Annotated in this window: 17 protein-coding genes, 1 tRNA gene and 1 pseudogene; 12 read left to right on the top strand and 7 right to left on the bottom strand. The window is 62.9% G+C overall.

The window, feature by feature from the left end; translation table 11 throughout:
* The first annotated feature begins 208 nt into the window (after nucleotides 1–208).
* Nucleotides 209–1,357: a glycosyltransferase family 4 protein gene (locus tag ACSBPU_RS17970; RefSeq protein WP_442598409.1), complete on the top strand. Its 1,149-nt coding sequence runs from the start codon at nucleotides 209–211 to the stop codon at nucleotides 1,355–1,357.
* A 117-nt stretch (nucleotides 1,358–1,474) separates the two neighbouring features.
* Here ACSBPU_RS17970 and ACSBPU_RS17965 read toward each other — a convergent pair whose 3' ends face one another.
* Nucleotides 1,475–2,866 carry a phosphomannomutase/phosphoglucomutase gene (locus ACSBPU_RS17965; RefSeq protein ID WP_442593183.1) on the bottom strand — a complete coding sequence of 464 codons (1,392 nt, stop codon included), beginning with the start codon at nucleotides 2,864–2,866 and terminating at the stop codon, nucleotides 1,475–1,477.
* 134 nt (nucleotides 2,867–3,000) lie between these two features.
* Here ACSBPU_RS17965 and ACSBPU_RS17960 point away from each other — a divergent pair, with 134 nt between their 5' ends.
* The gene (locus ACSBPU_RS17960) at nucleotides 3,001–4,437 is read left to right on the top strand and encodes an FAD-binding oxidoreductase (RefSeq protein WP_442593182.1); all 1,437 of its coding nucleotides are present in this window, start codon (nucleotides 3,001–3,003) and stop codon (nucleotides 4,435–4,437) included.
* A 178-nt stretch (nucleotides 4,438–4,615) separates the two neighbouring features.
* On the opposite strand, the gene fahA is transcribed toward ACSBPU_RS17960, so the two are convergent.
* The 6 genes from fahA to mutM form a co-directional block, all read right to left on the bottom strand.
* Nucleotides 4,616–5,935, bottom strand: coding sequence for a fumarylacetoacetase (gene fahA / locus ACSBPU_RS17955; RefSeq protein ID WP_442593181.1), 1,320 nt, complete (start codon nucleotides 5,933–5,935; stop codon nucleotides 4,616–4,618).
* Nucleotides 5,936–6,005: 70 nt separating this feature from the next.
* Nucleotides 6,006–7,307 (bottom strand): homogentisate 1,2-dioxygenase, encoded by a 1,302-nt coding sequence (gene hmgA / locus ACSBPU_RS17950; RefSeq protein ID WP_442593180.1) that lies wholly within the window; start codon nucleotides 7,305–7,307, stop codon nucleotides 6,006–6,008.
* Nucleotides 7,304–7,543: a DUF2783 domain-containing protein gene (locus ACSBPU_RS17945; protein ID WP_442593179.1), complete on the bottom strand. Its 240-nt coding sequence runs from the start codon at nucleotides 7,541–7,543 to the stop codon at nucleotides 7,304–7,306. The genes hmgA and ACSBPU_RS17945 overlap by 4 nt, the downstream gene beginning before the upstream one ends.
* On the bottom strand, nucleotides 7,540–9,222 hold the full coding sequence (locus ACSBPU_RS17940) for an FAD-dependent oxidoreductase (protein ID WP_442593178.1): 1,683 nt from the start codon (nucleotides 9,220–9,222) through the stop codon (nucleotides 7,540–7,542). Before ACSBPU_RS17940 ends, ACSBPU_RS17945 begins: the two co-directional genes overlap by 4 nt.
* An 85-nt stretch (nucleotides 9,223–9,307) precedes the next feature.
* Nucleotides 9,308–10,261 carry an MBL fold metallo-hydrolase gene (locus tag ACSBPU_RS17935; RefSeq protein ID WP_442593177.1) on the bottom strand — a complete coding sequence of 318 codons (954 nt, stop codon included), beginning with the start codon at nucleotides 10,259–10,261 and terminating at the stop codon, nucleotides 9,308–9,310.
* Between the two features lie 83 nt (nucleotides 10,262–10,344).
* A complete protein-coding gene (gene mutM / locus ACSBPU_RS17930; RefSeq protein ID WP_442593176.1) occupies nucleotides 10,345–11,172 on the bottom strand; it encodes a bifunctional DNA-formamidopyrimidine glycosylase/DNA-(apurinic or apyrimidinic site) lyase in 828 nt (275 codons plus the stop codon).
* 85 nt (nucleotides 11,173–11,257) lie between these two features.
* On the opposite strand from mutM, the gene ACSBPU_RS17925 reads away from it, so the two are divergent.
* The 10 genes and pseudogenes from ACSBPU_RS17925 to ACSBPU_RS17880 all read left to right on the top strand — a co-directional run.
* Nucleotides 11,258–13,045, top strand: coding sequence for a tetratricopeptide repeat protein (locus ACSBPU_RS17925; protein ID WP_442593175.1), 1,788 nt, complete (start codon nucleotides 11,258–11,260; stop codon nucleotides 13,043–13,045).
* A complete protein-coding gene (lolB, locus tag ACSBPU_RS17920) occupies nucleotides 13,042–13,635 on the top strand; it encodes a lipoprotein insertase outer membrane protein LolB (RefSeq protein ID WP_442593174.1) in 594 nt (197 codons plus the stop codon). Before ACSBPU_RS17925 ends, lolB begins: the two co-directional genes overlap by 4 nt.
* A 1-nt stretch (nucleotide 13,636) precedes the next feature.
* The gene (gene ispE / locus ACSBPU_RS17915) at nucleotides 13,637–14,566 is read left to right on the top strand and encodes a 4-(cytidine 5'-diphospho)-2-C-methyl-D-erythritol kinase (RefSeq protein ID WP_442593173.1); all 930 of its coding nucleotides are present in this window, start codon (nucleotides 13,637–13,639) and stop codon (nucleotides 14,564–14,566) included.
* A 2-nt stretch (nucleotides 14,567–14,568) separates the two neighbouring features.
* Nucleotides 14,569–14,645: transfer RNA gene (locus ACSBPU_RS17910), tRNA-Gln, on the top strand.
* A 106-nt stretch (nucleotides 14,646–14,751) separates the two neighbouring features.
* On the top strand, nucleotides 14,752–15,702 hold the full coding sequence (locus ACSBPU_RS17905; protein ID WP_180066716.1) for a ribose-phosphate diphosphokinase: 951 nt from the start codon (nucleotides 14,752–14,754) through the stop codon (nucleotides 15,700–15,702).
* Between the two features lie 102 nt (nucleotides 15,703–15,804).
* Nucleotides 15,805–16,416: a 50S ribosomal protein L25/general stress protein Ctc gene (locus ACSBPU_RS17900; protein ID WP_442593172.1), complete on the top strand. Its 612-nt coding sequence runs from the start codon at nucleotides 15,805–15,807 to the stop codon at nucleotides 16,414–16,416.
* A gap of 105 nt (nucleotides 16,417–16,521) precedes the next feature.
* Entirely contained in the window at nucleotides 16,522–17,118 is a 597-nt protein-coding gene (gene pth / locus ACSBPU_RS17895) for an aminoacyl-tRNA hydrolase (RefSeq protein ID WP_442593171.1), read from the top strand.
* A gap of 28 nt (nucleotides 17,119–17,146) precedes the next feature.
* Nucleotides 17,147–17,893 (top strand): CPBP family glutamic-type intramembrane protease, encoded by a 747-nt coding sequence (locus ACSBPU_RS17890; RefSeq protein ID WP_442598407.1) that lies wholly within the window; start codon nucleotides 17,147–17,149, stop codon nucleotides 17,891–17,893.
* Between the two features lie 75 nt (nucleotides 17,894–17,968).
* Entirely contained in the window at nucleotides 17,969–19,060 is a 1,092-nt protein-coding gene (gene ychF, locus ACSBPU_RS17885; RefSeq protein WP_442593170.1) for a redox-regulated ATPase YchF, read from the top strand.
* A 134-nt stretch (nucleotides 19,061–19,194) separates the two neighbouring features.
* Nucleotides 19,195–19,407: pseudogene (locus ACSBPU_RS17880) on the top strand (tyrosine-type recombinase/integrase); the annotation flags it as partial.
* Nucleotides 19,408–20,014: the final 607 nt, after the last annotated feature.

Genomic DNA, 20,014 nt, shown 5'->3' with positions numbered 1-20,014 from the left:
CCTTGCGCATGCCATCGACGAGGCGGTGCGCGATCTCTCCGCGCCAGGGCATGTCGGCCGGCTCCAGCGGGGGCGGGACAGCGTGGCGGCGCGCTACAGCTTGCAATCCATGGTGGGGGCGTATCACATGGTCTGGAAACGATTGGCAGCGGATTTTCCGCGCCGGAGGCGGCCGTCCGGCACGCCCAGGACGCCCGGACGGCCGCGGCTGCTGTTCGTGGTGAACAACCCCGCCTTCTTTTTGTCGCACCGCTTGCCGGTGGCGCTGGGCGCGCGGGAAGCGGGCTATGACGTTCATGTGGCCACGATGGAGGGGGCCGCCGTCACCGCCATCACCGCACAAGGCTTTCCGCACTACGCGATTCCCATGTCGCGCAGCGGGCGAAATCCCATTGAGGAACTCCAGACGCTGCTCGCGCTCTGGCGCCTGTTTCGCGGCTTGCAGCCCGATCTCGTGCATGCGGTGACCATCAAGCCGGTGCTCTATGGCGGGATCGCCGCGAGGCTGGCTGGCGTGCGTGCCTATGTGGCGGCGGTATCGGGACTCGGGTTCATCTTCATGCGCAAGCCCGGTGGATTCGATTTCCTGAGAACCGCGGCCACCTTGCTATACAAGCTGGCGCTGGGGCATCGCAACAGCCGCGTCATCTTTCAGAACCAGAGCGACCGCGATGTCCTGATGCGGGCCGGCGTGGTCAAGCCGCGGCAGGCCGTGCTGATACGCGGATCCGGGGTGGACCTGGATGTCTTTCCCGTGCAACCCGAGCCGGAAGGCCCGGTGCGCGCCCTCATGGTCTCGCGCCTGTTGAAGGACAAAGGCGTGATGGAGTTCGTGCAGGCGGCCAAGCTTGCCGCGGGCGATGCCACGGCACTGCGCTGGGTGCTGGTCGGTTCTCCGGACCCCGGCAATCCGGCCAGCATCAGCGACGAAGAATTCGCACGCTGGAAGCAGGAAGGCATCGTGGAATGCCTGGGCGAACGCAAGGATATCGCCGAGCTGTACGCCGGCGCGCATATTGCCGTCCTGCCCTCGTACCGCGAAGGCCTGCCGAAATCCCTGGTCGAGGCGGCCGCCTGCGGGCGTGCGGTGGTGACCACGGACGTGCCGGGGTGCCGGGATGCGATCGAGCCCGGCGTGTCCGGCGTGCTGGTCCCCGCGCGGGATGCCCGCGCACTGGCCGATGCGGTATTGCGCTTGGCCGGCGACGCGCCGTTGCGTAAGCAAATGGGCGCGGCGGGCCGCGCGCTTGCGGAAACCGAATTCGATATCCGCAAGGTGGTCGAGGCGCATCTGGCCGTTTATGCAGGTTTGCTGCCTGGGGTCAGACCCCATGCGGGGTCTGACCCCTCTGTCTAGGATGCTTGCTGCGGGGTCAGACCCAACAGGGTCAGACCCCAGGTCTCGTTGCAATGTGGTCAGACCCCATCCGGGGCCTGACCCCTTTCGACAGCACCGGGGTCTGACCCCTTGAACCTAGAAAGGCAGGGTGATGTCCGGCGCGACGGCGGTCAGGGCGGAGCGGAACTCGGCCTTGATGCGCTCCAGGTCTTCGGCGCTGTCGCCTTCGAAGCGCAGGACGACGACGGGCGTGGTGTTGGATGCCCGCGCCAGGCCGAAACCGTCGGCGTATTCGGCGCGTACGCCGTCGATGGTGCTGATGCTGGTGGCCGACGGGAAACTGCCTTCCTTTTGCAGGCGCTCGATCAGTGCGTGCGGCTGGCCTTCTGACATTTCCAGCTTGATTTCAGGGGTGGAGATGTCCTGCGGAAGGTCTTCCAGGATTTCGGACGGGTTTTCGTGCTCGGACAGGATTTCGAGCAGGCGGGCGCCGGTGTAAAGACCGTCATCGAAGCCGAACCAGCGCTCCTTGAAGAAGATGTGGCCGCTCATTTCGCCGGCCAGCGGCGCGCCGGTTTCGGCGAGCTTGGCTTTGATCATCGAGTGCCCCGTCTGCCACATCACGGGCCTGCCTGACGCATGCTTGATGGCGCGCGCCACGTGGCGGCTGCACTTGACGTCGAAGATGATGGTGGCCCCGGGCTCGCGTTTGAGGACATCTCGCGCGTACAGGATCAGTTGGCGATCCGGCCAGATGATTTCGCCCGACTTGGTGACCACGCCCAGGCGGTCGGCGTCGCCGTCGAAGGCCAGGCCGATTTCGCAGTCGCTTTCCTGCACGTGCTTGATCAGATCCTGCAGGTTGTGGGGATCGGCCGGATCGGGATGGTGGTTGGGGAAGTTCCCGTCGACCTCGCAGAACAGCGGATCGACCGTGCAGCCCATCGATTCGTACAGGCGCTGAGCGACGACGCCGCCCACGCCATTGCCGCAGTCGATGGCGATCTTCATGGGGCGCGCCAGCTTGATGGTGTCGCTGATGTGCCGTACGTAGGTGTCCAGCAGATTCAGCTCGCGGCGCTGGCCTGGTTCGATCCCGTCGATGGGATCGAGGTTTTCCATGATGGCGCGCAGCTGCTGTATGCCGTCGCCGAACAATGTCCTGCCGCCCAGCATCATCTTGAAACCGTTGTAGGCGGGGGGGTTGTGGCTGCCGGTGATGGCGACACCCGACCCGGTGTGCTGCGTGTGCGCGGCAAAGTATACGAGGGGCGTGGGGACCATGCCCAGATCGATGGTGTCGATGCCGCCGGCCAGCAAGCCCTTCTGCAGCCCTTCCGACAGGCCGGGACTGCTGTGGCGGCCATCGTAGCCCACGACCATGGCTTCGACGCCTTCGGCTCGGGCCCGCTGGGCCAAGGCAAGCCCCAGCACATAGGCGAAGTCGGGGTTCAATTGATCCGGCACGATGCCGCGAATGTCGTAGGCCTTGAACACGGCGGGAGGCAGGGAGTTGCTTGTCGTCACGGGCTGTCCTTGAAGAATTCATCCTGTAAACAGGATTATCCCGGATTCTGCGTTGAAGTGCCCGCAAGGCTGCCGATGGGGCGCCGGCCTTGTGCTTTAAAATGGCCGCCACATTGGTTTTCGGAAGGCGCGCAATGAGTCAAACAGATGAACTGGTTCGGATCCTGGGCAAGCAGCATGTGTTGACGGGGGCGGATGCAGAGCCGTACACGGTCGACTGGCGCGGCCGCTACAGCGGCGCCGCGCTGGCGGTCGTCAGGCCCGGCACGACGGATGAGGTCGCGCAGGTGGTGCGCTGGTGCGTCGCCAACAAGATATCCATGGTGCCGCAAGGCGGGAACACGGGCTTGTGCGGCGGCGCCACGCCCGACGCGGACGGCAAGGCCGTGGTCATTTCGCTTGTTCGAATGAATCGGGTGCGCGGCATCGATACCGACAATGACACGATGGTGGTCGAAGCCGGCTGTATCCTTCAAGCCGTGCAGCAGGCCGCCCGAGAGGCGGGGCGGCTTTTCCCGCTCAGCCTGGCGGCAGAGGGCAGCTGCACCATAGGCGGCAACCTGGCCACCAATGCCGGCGGCACGCAGGTGCTGCGCTACGGCAACGCCAGGGACCTGGTGCTTGGCTTGGAAGTCGTCACCGCCGAAGGCGACGTGATGCGCGGGCTGAAAGGGCTGCGCAAGGACAACACCGGCTACGACTTGCGCAATCTGTATGTGGGCAGCGAAGGCACGTTGGGCATCATCACCGCCGCCACCGTCAAGCTGTATCCCTTGCCGGTCGCGTCATGCACGGCCTTGATCGCGCTGGAATCCGTCAAGGACGCCGTGGCGGCGCTGTCGCTGGCACGTAATGGCTTCGGGGCGGCGCTGACCGGCTTCGAGCTCATCGCGGGCGATTGCCTGCAAGGCGTCGTCAAGTGCTATCCGCAGCAGCGCATCCCCTTCGAGGGCGCTGCCGCCGTCTTGCCCTGGTATGCGCTGCTGGAGCTGTCCGACAGCGAAAGCGCCGATCATGCCCGCGAGCGCTTCGAGGCGGTGGTGGGCGAGATGCTCGAGGCGGGCCTCGCCAAGGATGCGGTGATCGCCGAGAACATCACCCAGAGCCGGGCGTTATGGCATTTGCGCGAAAGCATCCCGCTGTCCGAAAAGGAGTTCGGCAAAAGCATCAAGCACGATGTGTCGATTCCCGTGTCGCGCATGGCGGAATTCGTCGAATCCACCAATGCCGCCTTGCAGGAAAAATTCCCCGGCATCCGGAATGTGATCTTCGGTCATCTGGGCGACGGCAACCTGCACTACAACGTGGCGCGGGGCGAGGCCTACACCGAGGAAGAGCTGCTGTCCCGGCAGTCCGATGTCTACGACGTCGTGCACGACAGCGTGCATCGCTTCCATGGTTCGATCAGCGCGGAGCATGGGGTGGGGCAACTGAAGCGCGATGTCCTGCCTCGCTACAAGGATCCGGTCGAAATGGCGCTGATGCGGCGCATCAAGGACGCGCTGGATCCGCAAGGGCTGATGAATCCGGGCAAGGTGCTGGCAAGGGGTCAGACCCCGCATGGGGTCTGACCCCCATCAAAGGCCGTCGTCGATTAAGCATTGGGGTCAGACCCCGCACGGGGTCTGACCCCCGTCAAAGGTCATCGTCGACTAAGCATTGGGGTCAGACCCCGTACGGGGTCTGACCCCTTTCCCGAAGGGCATCGTCGCTTCAGCAGGGGGTCAGACCCCCTGCGGGTCTGACCCCTCAACTCTTCGCGGGCAGCACCCTGCCCGCGCTTTCCCCGAAGCTGATGGTCGGATAGCCTTCCTTGCGGCATGCCGCGCGGAGGACGACCTCGTCGTTGTCTTCCAGGAAATTGCGTTCTTCGCCCCACGGCAATTGAACCGGATGCTTTCCGCCGCCATTGATTTCCAGCAGCGAACCTTCCTGGCCCTTTTCCGGTCCCGACAGCGTACCGGTGCCCAGGAGGTCGCCGGGCTGCAGGTTGCAGCCGTTGACCGTGTGATGGGTGATCAGCTGCGCGACGCTCCAGTAGGCGTCCTTGAAATTGCTGCTGGACAGGAGAGCGGGAGCCGCCCCTTGCGCGCGGGATTTTTCGGTGCTGAGCAGGACCTGGAGCTGGACGTCGAATGCGCCCGAGGCCTGGTTTTCCGGCGAAGTGAGATAAGGCAAAGGCTGGGGATCGGCCGCATCGCGTTCGAACGCCACGCGGAAAGGAGCCAGGGCCTCCAGCGTGACGATCCAGGGCGAGATCGTGCTGGCGAAATTCTTGGCCAGGAAGGGCCCCAGGGGCTGATATTCCCAGGCCTGCAGATCGCGCGCCGACCAGTCGTTCAGAATGCAGAGCCCGAAGACATTGGATTCGGCCTGCCCGATGGCCACGCGGTCGCCCTGCGTATTGCCTTGTCCCACAAAGATGCCCAGTTCGAGCTCGTAGTCCAGGCGCTGGCAGGGGCCGAAATTGGGCTGGCCGCCTTCCGTCGAAGGACGGGTCTGGCCCACAGGGCGAGGGAATGCCTGGCCCGAAACGCCGATACTGGACGCGCGGCCGTGATAGCCGATGGGCACCCATTTGTAGTTGGGAAGCAGGGGATTGTCGGGACGGAACTGTTTGCCGACCGCCGTGGCGTGATGCACGGAAATGTAGAAGTCCGTGTAGTCGCCGATGTGCGCGGGCAGCGTCAGTTCGACGTTGGCCAGCTTGTGGAGCAAGGGCTCGATCCGAGCCTGCAGGGCGGAGCCGGCGCGCAGCGCCCGCGATAGTTCGAGGCGCAGTGCGGACCAGTGCGCGGGATCGAGCGCCATGAGGCTGTTCAGCTTGTCCGATTTGCAAGCGGCCAACGCTGCGGCCGCCTTGCCCGACCATGGCTCCTGCCTTGCCAGCCCATCCAGGTCCAGCACCGAATCACCGATGGCGACGCCGGGGCGGAAGCCTTCGGCGGCGCCGGTCGGCCGGAATACGCCGAACGGCAGGTTTTGAATGGGGAAGCCGTTGTCGGCGACATTGGCGGAAGCGACCCAGCTTTGGAGCGCCGGGTCATGGGTTTCATTCAGATAAGACATGTACTGGTCCTGTTGATGCCGGAGGCGGGGTCAGACCCCGTACGGGGTCTGACCCCATGAACCCCTGACGTTAGGGCTTGTTAGGATTGAAGTGCTTCTTCAGATCCGACCATACCGCATCATAGTTGCTTTGCAGCGTGCTGGCCGACATGGCCGCATCGGTCGGCCGGATGATGCGCCGCGTCTCGAACATGAACGCCATGGTGTCGCGAATGTAGGCAGGTTGGCTGAGGTCCGCGGATGACGCCTTCTCGAAGGTGCCTGCGTCCGGGCCGTGAGGCGTCATGCAGTTGTGCAGGCTGGCGCCGCCCGGCGTGAAGCCTTCGGCCTTCGCGTCGTACTCGCCATGGATCAGGCCCATGAACTCGCCCGCGATATTGCGGTGGAACCAGGGTGGCCGGAACGTGTTCTCCATGGCCAGGATGCGCGGCGGAAAAATGGCGAAGTCCATGTTGGCTGCGCCCGGAGTGTCGGAAGGCGAGGTCAGGACGGTGAAGATGCAAGGATCGGGGTGATCGAAGCTGATGGATCCGATGGCGTTGTATTTGCGCAGATCATATTTGTAGGGCGCATGGGTGCCGTGCCAGGCGACGACGTCCAGCGGCGAATGCTGGAGCACGGTGCGCCAAAAGCCGCCTGTGAACTTGGCGATGAGTTCGTGCTCGCCTTCGATGTCTTCATACCAGGCGACCGGAGTTTCAAAGTCGCGGGCATTGGCCATGCCGTTCGAGCCGATCGGGCCGAGTTCCGGCAGGCGCATGGGCGCGCCGAAATTTTCCAGCACATAGCCACGGGCGTCGGCGTCCAGGAGTTCGACGCGAAAGCGTACGCCGCGCGGGATGACGGCGATTTCCATGGGGATGACGTCCATGAGCCCGAGCTCGGTGGCCAGGCGCAAGCGCCCTTGCTGCGGCACGAACATCATCTCTGCGTCGGCGTTGTAGAAGATGCGATTCTTCATGGAACGGTTGGCAGCGTACAGGTTGATGCTGACGCCGATCTGGTCGTCGCAATGCCCGTTGCCCGCCCAGGTGTGCATGCCTTCGAGGAAGTCCGTGGGCGCCGTGGGGATGTCGAGCGGATTCCAGCGCAGGCGGTTGGGTGTGACCGGACCGTTGCCGAAGGTGTTGGTCCAGCCCTTGATGCCGTCGAAGCGCTCGAACGCGCCCTGCAGGGCGGTCGGCCGGATACGGTACAGCCAGGACCGGCGACTTTCCGCGCGGGCAACCGTGAACGCCGTGCCGGACAGTTGCTCGGCGTAGAGACCGTAAGGGCAGACCTGTGGGGAATTCCGGCCCTCGGGCAAGGCGCCGGGCAGCGCTTCCGTGGCGCAGTGATTGCCGAAACCGGATTGGTACTTGAGTTCGCTCATGGTGGTTCCTGTGGAAGAATGGCGTCAGCCAGGGACTGGACGGAAGCACGCGCCTTGTCCAGGGCGTCGGAGACGACGTCGAGATCGCCAATGTGGTTGGAAAGCAGCAGCACCAGTGCCGCATTCATGGCATGGCTTTGCGCCGTGCTGAGATCGCGATGCGCTTCGATGAGGCGTTCGTAGAAATCGTCCGGCACGGGAAAGTTCGGTTGGGAGTTCAGGCGGTTGCGGGTCATGATGCGCTCCCGGATGCAGCGTCTATGGCGCGGTTCAGTGAGTCTAGGATGGCCGGCAGGGAAATCGAACGCCAGCGCGCGGCGATGTGCTGATCGGGGCGTATCAGATAGCAGGCGCTGTCCAGCGCATCGTAGCGGCGGGTGACGACCATTTCGTGGTCCTCGACCCAGGCGAAGCCTTTGGGCGCGCTTTGCGCCAGCGCGGGCGACAGGACCAGCACGACCTTCACGCCAACAGGATGATCCTGCAGCGAGCGCAGTTCTTCGAGCGCAGCGGCCGTGGGCAGATGTGTATTGCACATGACCGCCACGACGAAGCGGCCGTCCAGTTGGGCCAGCCACCAGCCGCGCTCGCCGTCGGCCGTGACGGGGCCGTCGGGCGCCACGGCGCCCAGCGGCAGATGCTTGTCGAAAGCGTAGACGTCGGGTGTGTTGAGGCGCGATCGGGTATAGAAAGTGGGCGTGGACAGCCGTCCGCTGTTCACGAGTGTGCGGGCGAAGGGATGCTCTTTGGCCAATTCGAGCGTCATGTTCCGGAACAGCAGGCTGATCTCGCTCTTGGGGGTGATGAAGTCGGTCGAACGCGAGGAGTTCAGGATGTTTTCATCGGCCGCCAGTTCGCGCTCGTCGCGGTAAGTATCGATGAGGCTTTCCGGCGCCAGGCCGCGATGCACGAGCGCCAGCTTCCAGCCCAGGTTGTCGGCGTCCTGCACGCCGCTGTTCGCGCCGCGCGCGCCGAACGGCGATACGCGGTGGGCGGAATCGCCGGCGAAGACCACGCGTCCGTGACGGAATTCGTCCATGCGCTCGCAGGCGAAGGTATAGACGCTTACCCATTCGAGCTGGAACTTGACGTCGTCCCCAAGCAGCGCGCGTATGCGCGGCTCAACGTTTTCGGGTTTGACCTCTTCGGCCGGATCCGCATCCCAGCCAAGCTGGAAATCGATGCGCCAGACATTGTCGGGCTGGCTGTGCAGCAGCACGGACTGATTGGGATGGAAGGGCGGATCGAACCAGAACCAGCGCTCCGTCGGGTAATCGGCCTCCATCTTGATGTCGGCGATCAGGAAGCGATCGCGGAAGATCCGGCCATGGCTTTCCTGCCCCATCATCTTGCGTACGGGCGAACGCGCGCCATCGCAAGCAATCAGCCAATCCGCCGTCAGCGAATAGGCACCGTCGGGTGTCTCCACCGTGATCGCCACACCCGCTACGCGCTGTTCGACGCTTGCCACCTTGTGCTTCCAGCGCAGCTCGATATGGGGATGGGCGGCCGCCGCTTCATACAGATAGCCTTCGCAATAATATTGCTGCAGGTTGATGAAGGCGGGACGGCGATGGCCTTGTTCGGGAAGAAGATCGAAACGCCAGACTTCCTCGTCCTTGAAGAACACGCGGCCGACATTCCAGGAGACGCCTTTCTGCAGCATGCGTTCGCCCACGTCCAGGCGGTCCCAGATGTCCAGCGTGCGCTTGGCGAAGCAGATCGCGCGCGAGCCCGCGGACAATTTGTTGTCGTCATCCAGGACCAGCACAGGCATGCCGCGCCGAGCCAGGTCGAGCGCCATCGTCATGCCGACGGGACCGGCGCCGACGATGACAACCGGCCGGTGCGCCTCCGGCTGAGCCGGAGGCGGCGCATAGGCGAGCTCCAGAGTCTGGTAGTTCGTCTCTTCCACCTTTTACTCCTCTGTATCTTGAGGGGTCGGACCCCGTACGGGGTCCGACCCCATCCGACCCCATTGGTCCGACCACATCGACGCGTCAGCCTTCGAGCTGCTTCCACATTTCGATGTCGCGCTCGGCCGTCCAGATGCGGGGATCGTCGTAGCCGGTGGCTTCATCGTAGGCGCGCGAGACGTCGAAGGGCATGCAGTGATCGAAGATGACCCAGTCCGAATAGCGAGGCTTCATGAAGTCGTAGGTCTCGCGGTAGATGGTCTTCAGGTCCTTGCCTTCGGCCACGCCCGAGTTCACGCTGGAATACAGGTCGGTCAGGAAGGCGCGCGTGCCGGCCAGGCCCTTGCGGACTTCATCGGCGGACTTCAGCGCCGGCCCGCGGCCCGGCACCATCTTTTCGGCCTTGAACTCTGCCAGGGTGTCCAGGGTGAGGGGCCATTCGCGGAAATAGCAGTCGCCGGCATAGGGCGTGGATTGATATTCGACCAGGTCGCCCGCGAACAGGATGCGCTGCTCGGGCAGCCACGCAATGGTGTCGCCCTTGGTGTGGCCGCGGCCCACCTGCATGATATGGACTTCGAGATTGCCCAGGTCGACCGTCATTTCGCCGTCGAAGGTGATGGTGGGCCAGGTCAGGCCCGGAGGCACGGACTCGACGTTGCGGAACAGCCGTGGAAAGCGACCGATTTCGCTGGCCTTGTCCTGTTCGCCGCGCTCGACGATGAGGTCGTAGGTGTCGCGGCTGGCAATGATTTCCTGGGCGTTATAGGCGGATGCACCCAGGACGCGCACGGCGTGATAGTGCGACAGCAGGATGTATTTGATGGGCTTGTCGGTAACTTCGCGCACCCGCTTGATGACGTCCTGGGCCATGATGGGCGTGGCCTGGGTGTCGATCACCATCACGGCGTCGTCGCCGACGATGATGCCGGTGTTGGGATCGCCTTCCGCCGTGTAGGCATAGGCGTTGTCCGACAGTTTTTCGAACGAGACGACCTTGTCTTCGAGGTCGGCATGGGATGCAAATTGCTTGCTCATGAAAATATAGCCTCCGGTTGGTGGATGAAATATACCGCAGCATTCGTTTATGTTCAATGTATTTGTTATAAACGAATTTCGATTCAACGGCGTTGACAGCTCGGGCAAAAATAAGTCGCGCGCTGCCCCTGGACTATGCGCCGTATGGGTGTGGAGCATGCTGGGCAAGGCTTGCCGTGTTTTTCGTAGACAGCGGCATGCAGTTCGAAATAGGCGCCCGGCTGGCCCGTCGCGTTCACGTAGTCGCGCAGCGTGCTGCCGCCGGATTCCAGCGCGTCGTTGAGCGTATCGCGGACGGCTCGCGCCAGCCGCTCGCAACGCGGGCGCGAAAGCGTTCCGGCCTTGGTTCTGGGATCGATCCCCGCGCGGAATAAGGCTTCCGATGCGTAGATGTTGCCTGCCCCGACGACGATGTTCCCGGCCAGCAGCGCTTGTTTGACGGCCAGGGTCTTTCCCTTCAGGCGGCTGTGCAGGTAATCGCCCGTGAAGCCGGGATCGAAAGGCTCGACACCGAGCTTGGCAAGCAGCGGGTGGGCGCTGACCGGGCCGTCGGCGGCGGCATGCCACAATATGGCGCCGAAGCGCCGTGGATCATGCAAAAGGAAGCGCGCATCATCGAACAACCATTCGGCATGATCATGCTTGCGCAGGTCGGCGTCCAGCGGCGCGCTGCGCAAGGATCCCGACATGCCCAAGTGGATGATCTGGGTGCCGTGCTCGAAGTTGATCAGCAGGTACTTGCCCCGGCGTTCGCAGCTTTGCACGACATGTCCGTTCAAGGTTTGCGCAAGGTGCTCGGGAACCGGCCAGCGCATCCGGGCTTCGTGGACAAGGAAACGCCGGAGCGTCCGTCCGGGCATAATCGTCGCAATTCCGCGACGCGTGGTTTCGACTTCTGGCAGTTCAGGCATAAGTGGGTGATAACATCTTTCAAACCGACTCTGTAATTTTGCCACCCGGCGCCTGTTCGAGGCGTAACGGTATTGGCCCGATTGAATGAAATTTTCGATACTTCTGTTGTCTTCAGCGCTCGCGCCAATATTGATGTCTTGGTCCGCCTCCGCTTTTTCCGCCACGGTCAACGAGGCGGACGACGCGATGGAACGGGCCGAATACATACGTCTGCGCGCCGGCGACTTGCCCACGGTCGCGCTGACGGGCGATATCCTCTACAGGATACTGGCATCGGAAATTGCCGCAACCCAGGGCGAATACGATATCGCCGGCCAGACCATGCTCGACCTCGCCCGCGAGACTTCCGATCCGCGCTTGGCCAAGAGGGCGTTTCAATTTTCCATGAGCGGCCGCGACATGGCGCGCGCGCTGCGCGCGGCACGCGAATGGGCGCTGCTCGCGCCGCGCGACCCCGAGGCCGTCGCTTCGTCGCTTGCCCTGGCCGCCTCCAACGGGCAAACCGCCGGGCTTGCCTCGGCCTTGTCCGCACGCATAGAAAAAGCGCAGAACAAAGAGCAGGCCATTGCGCAGGCCTCCATCATCATCGACAAGATGGCCGACAAGCGGCTGGCGCTTGAAGTCCTCGAAAATGCGATCCCCGAGCCTTTGCGCAACCTTCCGATCGCCCATCTGGCGCTGGCGGATGCGGCCTGGGCGGCTTCCGACCCCGCGCGCGCCGTGCAAGAGGCCGAAAAAGCATTGGCCCTGCAGCCCGATTCCGAAGTGGCGGCCCAAAGAGTCCTCGAATACGGACTCAAGGTGGATCCGGACGACGCAATCGGCCAGACCCGGGAATACCTGAAGAAAAACCCGGGCGACCGCAAGCTTCAGCTATTGCTCGTCAAGCGATTGTCCGATCGGGGGCAATACGATCAGGCGCTGGCACAGTTGAAGTCCATGCGCGAGCGCTCGCCCGAGGATTTCGACCTGCTCTACACCGAGGCCGAAGTCAACGTCCACGCCGAGCGCTACGAGCAAGCCAAGGCCTTGCTGCAGGAATACATCAACGTGCAGACCCAGCGCCGCAAGTCCATCAGCGACAAGGCCAGCAACGCCGCCTCGGACGCTTCGGATGCGCGCCTGATGCTGGTGCGCATCGCCGAAAAGCAGGAGCACTACGATGAGGCCATCGCCCAGCTGGACCTGATCGAAGACAGCACGCTGAGATTCCAGGCACAAGTGCACAAGGCGGTGCTGCAGGGCCGGCAGGGCCGGCTTGCGCAGGCTACGGCGACCATCAAGGCCCTCAAGCCCCAGGACAACCACGAGCGTTCCGTGGCGGCGCTCACCCTGGCTTCGATTCTTCGCGAATCGGGGCGCACCGACGACGCGGTCGACATTCTCGTCAAGGCGGACCAGGACATCCCCGATTCCGCCGAGGTCAAGTACGACCTGGCCATGCTGTACGAGCGCCAGGGCAAGATCGAGGCATTCGAGCGCCTGATGCGCCAGGTGATCGAGCTCGATCCCGACAACGCCAACGCCTACAACTCGCTCGGCTATACCTATGCGGACCAGAATCGCAACCTGGAAGAGGCCGAGGAACTGCTGGAACGCGCACTGGAGCTCGAGCCCGACAACCCCTTCATTCTGGACAGTGTGGGCTGGTACCTGTATCGCACGGGCGACTTCCAGGCCGCCATCGAGTACCTGGAACGCTCTTATCGCCAGCTTCCCGCCGCCGACGTCGCCGCACACTTGGGCGAAGTCTTCTGGGCCATCGATCGCAAGGACGAAGCGCGCCGCATCTGGAAGCAGGCCTACGACAAGGACCCGCACAACGAGACCCTGCTCAAGACCTTGCAGCGTTTTGGAGTCGAGTTTCAATGAGCAAGCGATTCTTTCTTGCCCTGTTCCGCACACTATTGGGGGCCGGCTTGCTTGCGCTGCTTGGCGCCTGTGCCACACCCCAGAGAATCGGAGGCGCCGCCGACGGCGATACCTTCCAGCGGGCAGGCCGTTTCGCCTTGACCGTCAACCATGCCGGCGGCGGACAAGAGGCGGTGCAGGGCGGTTTTGCCTGGCATGATACCGGCCGCGTCTTGACGCTCGACCTTGCCAATCCTTTGGGCAGCACGCTGGCGCGCGTCACCGTGGAGCCCGGTCTGGCCACCTTGGTGCGCAGCAACGGCGAACGCGAACAGGCCACGAATCCGGACGAGTTGGTGGAGAAAGTGCTGGGCAGCCCGATGCCCGTCAGCGGGCTGCGCCAATGGCTGCAGGGGCGCGGCGGCCAGGGCGGCATGGGTTCCGCGCAGAAGGACGGCGAAGGCAGGCTGGCGTCGTTCGCACAGGATGGCTGGCAGGTACAGCTGTCGCGCTACGACGCGCTGGGCCCGCAGCTGCTGCAATTGCGGCGCAATGACGCCCAGCGCCGCATCAGCGTGCGCCTGGTTGTCGACGACGGGCGGGCCGAGTAGCGTGGCTTTGCACGATGTGCCCGCCCCGGCCAAGATCAATCTCTTTCTGCACGTGACGGGACGCCGTCCCGATGGCTACCACTTGCTGGAAACCGCGTTCCGTTTCATCGATCTTTGCGACATGCTCAGTTTCGATCTGCGGCGCGACGGAGCCATAGAGAGGGAAGGCGAACACCTGCCGGGCCTGGCGGCGGAAGACGACCTGGTCGTGCGTGCGGCGCGTGCGCTGCAGCGAGCCACCGGCACCTCGCTGGGCGCGCAGATCCGCTACGAAAAAATCATTCCCTCCGGTGGCGGCTTGGGCGGAGGCTCGAGCGACGCCGCCACGACGCTCATTGCGCTCAATCGCTTGTGGAACACCGGCCTGGACAGGCGGCAGCTGATGCAGCTGGCCTTGCTGCTGGGCGCCGACGTGCCGGTATTCATATACGGACAGGCGGCATTTGCCACGGGCATCGGCGAAACCTTCCAGCCTTTGTCTTTGCCCGAACGCGCCTATCTTGTCGTGCAGCCGCCGCAGTCGGTGCCGACGGGAGAGGTGTTTTCATCGCCCAATTTGACAAGGGATTCTGAATCAGTCAGAATTACGGTCTTTACTGATTGGCAAAAAGAAAACGCGCCAACTTGTACAGCCAGCGGTTGCACGGGGTATTTTGGTCGCAATGATCTTGAGCCAGTTGTTTTTGCAAGCTACCCACGCGTAGCGGCCGCGCATGAGTGGCTCGCCGGGTTGGGGTTGAATGCAAGAATGAGCGGTTCGGGCGCTTGTCTATTCGTTGAGTTTGTAACGTTTGAGCAAGCCGCCATGCAACATCGCAAAATTATCGGTAAAATAGCAAGTCGTGAAAACGATGACGCAGCGGTAGCCAAAGATGCGTGGGTATGCCACGGATTGCCGGATCATCCGCTACGGTACTGGATAAGCAGTTGAATTGGGGAATCGCCAAGCTGGTTAAGGCACTGGATTTTGATTCCAGCATGCGAAGGTTCGAATCCTTCTTCCCCAGCCACTTTCAAGCCTTCGGGCTTGTCGTTAAATGAAGCTGTTGAGTCGGCCCCGCGGTGGTGCTGGTCAACAGTTTTTTTGTTTAACGCACAGAAAACCTACCATTCGCCATGGCAAACGACAGATTCATGATTTTTACCGGCACGGCTAACACTCGCTTAGCGGTCGATGTTGCAAATCACCTTGACATGTCGTTGGGGAAAATGACGGTAGGCCGTTTTTCAGACGGCGAAGTCATGGTGGAAATCAATGAAAATGTGCGCGGCAAAGACGTCTTCGTCCTTCAGCCCACCTGCGCGCCGACCAACGACAATCTGATGGAAATCATGGTCATGGTCGATGCCCTGCGCAGGGCGTCCGCGGGCAAGATCACCGCCGCCATACCTTACTTCGGCTATGCGCGCCAAGACCGCCGCCCGCGTTCGGCCCGCGTGTCCATCTCGGCCAAGGTCGTGGCCAACATGCTGCAGGTCGTTGGCGTGGACCGCGTCATGACCATGGACTTGCACGCCGACCAGATCCAGGGCTTTTTCGACATCCCGGTCGACAACATCTATGCCGGCCCCATCTTGCTGGGCGACATCTGGCGGCGCAACTACAGCAATCTGGTCGTCGTATCGCCGGATATCGGCGGCGTGGTCCGCGCCCGGGCGCTGGCCAAGCAGCTCGAAGCCGACCTGGCCATCATCGACAAACGCCGCCCGCGCGCCAATGTGTCCGAAGTCATGAACATCATTGGCGAGGTCGACGGGCGCAATTGCATCATCATGGACGACATGGTCGATACGGCCGGCACGCTGTGCAAGGCTGCCCAGGCGCTCAAGGAGCGTGGGGCAGGCTCGGTGTACGCCTACTGTACCCACCCCGTCCTGTCCGGCGGCGCGGTCGAACGCATCGCCGATTCCGAGCTCGACGAGCTCGTCGTCACCGACACGATACCGTTGTCCGAAAGCGCGCGCGCCTGTGAAAAGATACGCCAGCTTTCCTGCGCATCGCTGTTGGGCGAAACCATACTGCGAATTTCCAACGCTGAATCGGTCAGTTCCCTGTTTGCCGATTGAGCATATTGCCGGCCGCTGGTCGCGGCAGCCGGCGCAACGCGCGGCCCATCCGGGCCGCGTATAACAACAAGGCCATCCGCCTTTTAGCTTTTGGAGTTTTCCATGAAATTCAACGCCACTTCGCGCAGCGATAAAGGTACGAGTGCGAGCCGCCGCCTTCGCCGTGCCGGCCGTGTTCCCGCCATCGTCTACGGCGGCACCGCAGATGCGCTCAGCATCGAGCTGGATCACAACGAGATCTTCCATGCCCTGCGCAAGGAAGAGTTCCACGCGTCCATCCTGGACATGCAACTGGACGGCAAGGGCCAGCAAGTATTGCTGCGCGCCGTGCAATGGCACCCCTACAAGCCGCAAGTCCTGCACGTCGACTTCCAGCGCGTGGACGCCAAGCAGGCCATCACCACCAAGGTGCCCCTGCACTTCCTGAACGGCGACGCTTCTCCCGCCGTCAAGACGCATGGCCAGATGATCAGCCACGTGCTGACCGAGCTCGAAGTGACCTGCCTGCCTGCCGATCTGCCCCAGGCCATCGAAGTCGACCTGAGCCAATTGGCTGCCGGCGGCAACGTCTACCTGTCCAGCATCGAACTGCCCAAGGGTGTGACGCACACCGTCCATGGCGCTGAAGGCGACCTGGTTCTGGCCGCCGCTCTGGCCAAGCCCGGTGCCGGCGCCGACGACGCCGCCGAGGGTGCCGAGGAAGGCACCGAGTAAACTGCTCGGGCACGGCGGGGCGAGCACCGATCCGGCGCCGCTCCCGTTCCAGACCCCTGTCGGGCCGCGAGGCCGGCAGGGGTTTTTCTTGTGTAGACTTTCGCTATGACCCTACCCATACGCCTGATCATCGGACTGGGCAATCCCGGACCCGAGTACGAAACTACCCGCCACAATGCCGGTTTCTGGCTGGTCGACCATCTTGCGGACGACCTGAAAGCCGGCTTCTCCCTTGAAAAGGGGTTTTCAGCGATGGTGGCGAAGGCGCGCTTCGAGGGCGAGGCGGTGATTCTGGCCAAGCCCATGACCTTCATGAACAGGTCCGGACAGGCGGCGGGTGCGATCATGCGCTTCTACAAGCTCGTACCCGAACAGGTCCTGGTCCTGCACGACGAACTGGATCTCCTGCCGGGGCAGGTCAAGATCAAGCAAGGAGGCGGCCACGCGGGCCATAACGGCCTGCGCGACATCCAGGCGGCATTTTCCAGTCCCGCATTCTGGCGCCTGCGCCTGGGCATCGGGCATCCGCGCACGCTGGGGCTCGCGCAACAGGTGGCTGCCTTCGTGCTGAATCCGCCGCGCCGCGAAGAGCTCGAAAAGATCGAGGGTGTCATAGACCGCTGCCGGGCCGTCATGCCGGCGCTGCTGCGCGGCGATTTCCGCCAGGCAACCAACCAGTTGCACGAGGGCAATCGTGACTAAGCGACAAAGCGGGCGCAACGGAAAGCCGATGCGCTTTCGCGACGAGCTGCGAGATTTCTTCCGTTTTTTGCGCCGGCCCGGTTTCACGCCGCGCCTGCCTGGCCGCCGCGCAGGCGATGGCTGGTGGCAAGATTGGTTTCCCGTTTTGTCGGTGGGGCGCCTGCTGAAGTGGGCGCTGTTCCTGTGGCTGGTGAACCTCGTATTCCTGGGGCCGATCGCCGTGGCGGCCGCCGGCGTCGGCGGCGCGACGCATCGTCTGCGCCTGGACGACATTCCCTGGCTGCAGGCCCTGCTTTGGGCGCCCATCATCGAAGAGCTGGTGTTCCGCTACGGCCTGCGCCGGCTGGGACACGCATGGTGGATGGTGCCCGTGGCCGTCGCCACCATGTTCATGGGCCCCAAATGGCCCGGCGTGCTTGCGCTGACGGGCATCCTGGTCGTGTGCTGGCTGCCATACCTGGCCGGCACGCCCAGCGCGCGCCGGCCTTTGCCCTGGAAGTACCGAACGGCATATCGCGGCCTGTTTCCCTGGGTGTTTCATCTTAGTTCGGTGCTGTTCGCCGCGGTGCATCTCTACAACTTCAACCTGCATCAGACCCCTCTGTGGCTATTGCCCTTGCTTGTGCTGCCGCAATGGCTGACCGGCCTGGTGCTGGGCTGGCTGCGCATCCGGCGCGGCATCGGCGCCTCCATGCTCTTGCACGCCCTGTTCAACGGCGGCCCCCTGCTGATCGTCTGGATCGTCATCCAGGTGGCGCCCGATCTCGCGATGTAAGCGCCTTTTTAACCGCCGCGGGTTTGCGCCTACAATAGCGGTCTTTGGCATTTATCTTTATTTTTCAGGATTCTCATGGCTCTGCAATGTGGCATTGTCGGCTTACCCAACGTTGGTAAGTCCACTCTTTTTAATGCGTTGACCAAGGCTGGCATTGCGGCCGAAAACTATCCCTTCTGCACCATCGAGCCCAATGTGGGCGTGGTCGAAGTTCCCGATTCCCGCCTGGGCGCCCTGGCTGAAATCGTCAGTCCCGAACGCGTGCTGCCCGCGGTGGTGGAATTCGTCGACATCGCCGGCCTGGTGGCGGGCGCCTCGAAGGGCGAAGGCCTGGGCAACCAGTTCCTGGCCAACATCCGGGAAACCGACGCCATCGTGCACGTGGTGCGCTGCTTCGAAGACGAGAACGTCATCCACGTGGCGGGCCGTGTGAATCCCATCTCCGATATCGAGGTCATCAACACCGAGCTCGCCCTGGCCGACCTGGCGTCCGCGGAAAAGGCCTTGCTGCGCCATCAGAAGACCGCGCGCTCGGGCGACAAGGAAGCCATCAAGATGGTGGCCGTCCTGGAAAAAATCATTCCCGTGCTCAACGAGGCGCGGCCCATACGTTCCATCGGCCTGGACGAAGACGACCTGGCCCTGATCAAGCAGTTCTGCTTCATCACCGCCAAGCGCAGCATGTACGTCGCCAATGTGCGTGAAGACGGATTCGAGAACAATCCCCATCTGGCTGCCGTGCGCGAATACGCCAAGGGCGAGAACGCCCCCGTCGTGGCCGTGTGCGCCGCCGTCGAAGCCGAAATCGCCGAGCTCGACGACGAGGACAAGTCGGTATTCCTGGCCGACATGGGCATGGACGAGCCCGGCCTGAACCGCGTCATCCGAGCCGCGTACAGCCTGCTCGGCCTGCAGACGTATTTCACGGCCGGCGTCAAGGAAGTCCGCGCCTGGACCATCCATATCGGCGACACCGCCCCGAAGGCGGCGGGCGTCATCCACACCGATTTCGAGCGCGGCTTCATCCGCGCACAGACCATCGCCTATGACGACTTCATCGCCTGCAAAGGCGAGCAGGGCGCCAAGGAAGCCGGCAAGATGCGCGCCGAAGGCAAGGAATACGTGGTCAAGGATGGCGACGTGCTGAACTTCCTGTTTAACGTTTGATCTCCCTTAGGGTCAGACCCCGGACGGGGTCTGACCCTGGAAGCCATCCTGCCCATGAGCGGCAGCAGGTCAAGCAGCGCAACCTCGATGCGCTGGAGGAACGCAAGCGCGCAAAGGAAAGCTCGTTCGCCAAGGTGGCGCAGGCGTACCTGGCCGAGATCAAGCCAGTCTTAACGGTCAGTTTCTATCGCACGAAAGAATCCCGCATCAGGAAGTACCTGTCGCCCAAGTTCGATGGGATGCCGATGAGCGACATTGGCGTGAAGCAGATTCGCCCGCTGCTAGAGGAGTGCAAGCCACACGGTGCGTGGGCGGCCATTCACGTCAAAGGCGATCTTGCGGCTATCTTCGAGTTCGCGGTGGTGCGGGGTCTGGTCGAGGCCAATCCTATTCCCAGTCTTCGTGGGCTGCTGCGAGTGCCGTTCAGCGAGAGCAAGGCGGCGATGACGCGAGAGCAGATTCAGAAGTTCTATCAGGTACGACGCCGCATTGCTGGCGGACGACCTTTTCAACCTGGGCCAATGAGAACGGATACCGGCCTGATGCAATCGAGCGGCAGCTTGCCCACGTGGAAAGCAACAAGGTGCGGGCGACGTACAACAAGGCGCTGCTGCTGGATCAGAGAAGGACGCTGTTGCAGGACTGGGCGGACTATCTGAGTGCGGCGGAGGGCAGCGGCACGGTATAGGGGCAACTTCGCCGGGTGTTGCAAAACGAATGGACAGGGGCGACCTTTTCCTTTTCTGGATAGGGCCGTTGCCCCTTGGGTGCCGTTCCCTTGCCCTTTGCCTTTGCCGAAGGATCAGCGCAGGGAATGGGGTAGTCACTTTGGGGTATTGAGGTAATTTTTATTGGATTACCCCATTTTGTGTCGCCGTATCAAGGCTTCCCTGGTTGTTCGGCAATGATTATCAGTGGGTGATATCATTGTAAGTCGACGTGTCTTTGGACTTA

It is taken from the genome of Parapusillimonas sp. JC17, assembly GCF_052180245.1.
Classification (GTDB): Bacteria; Pseudomonadota; Gammaproteobacteria; order Burkholderiales; family Burkholderiaceae_B; genus Parapusillimonas.
The sequence above is the reverse complement of the archived record's forward strand: the minus strand, read 5'-3'. Positions and strand labels throughout refer to the sequence as shown.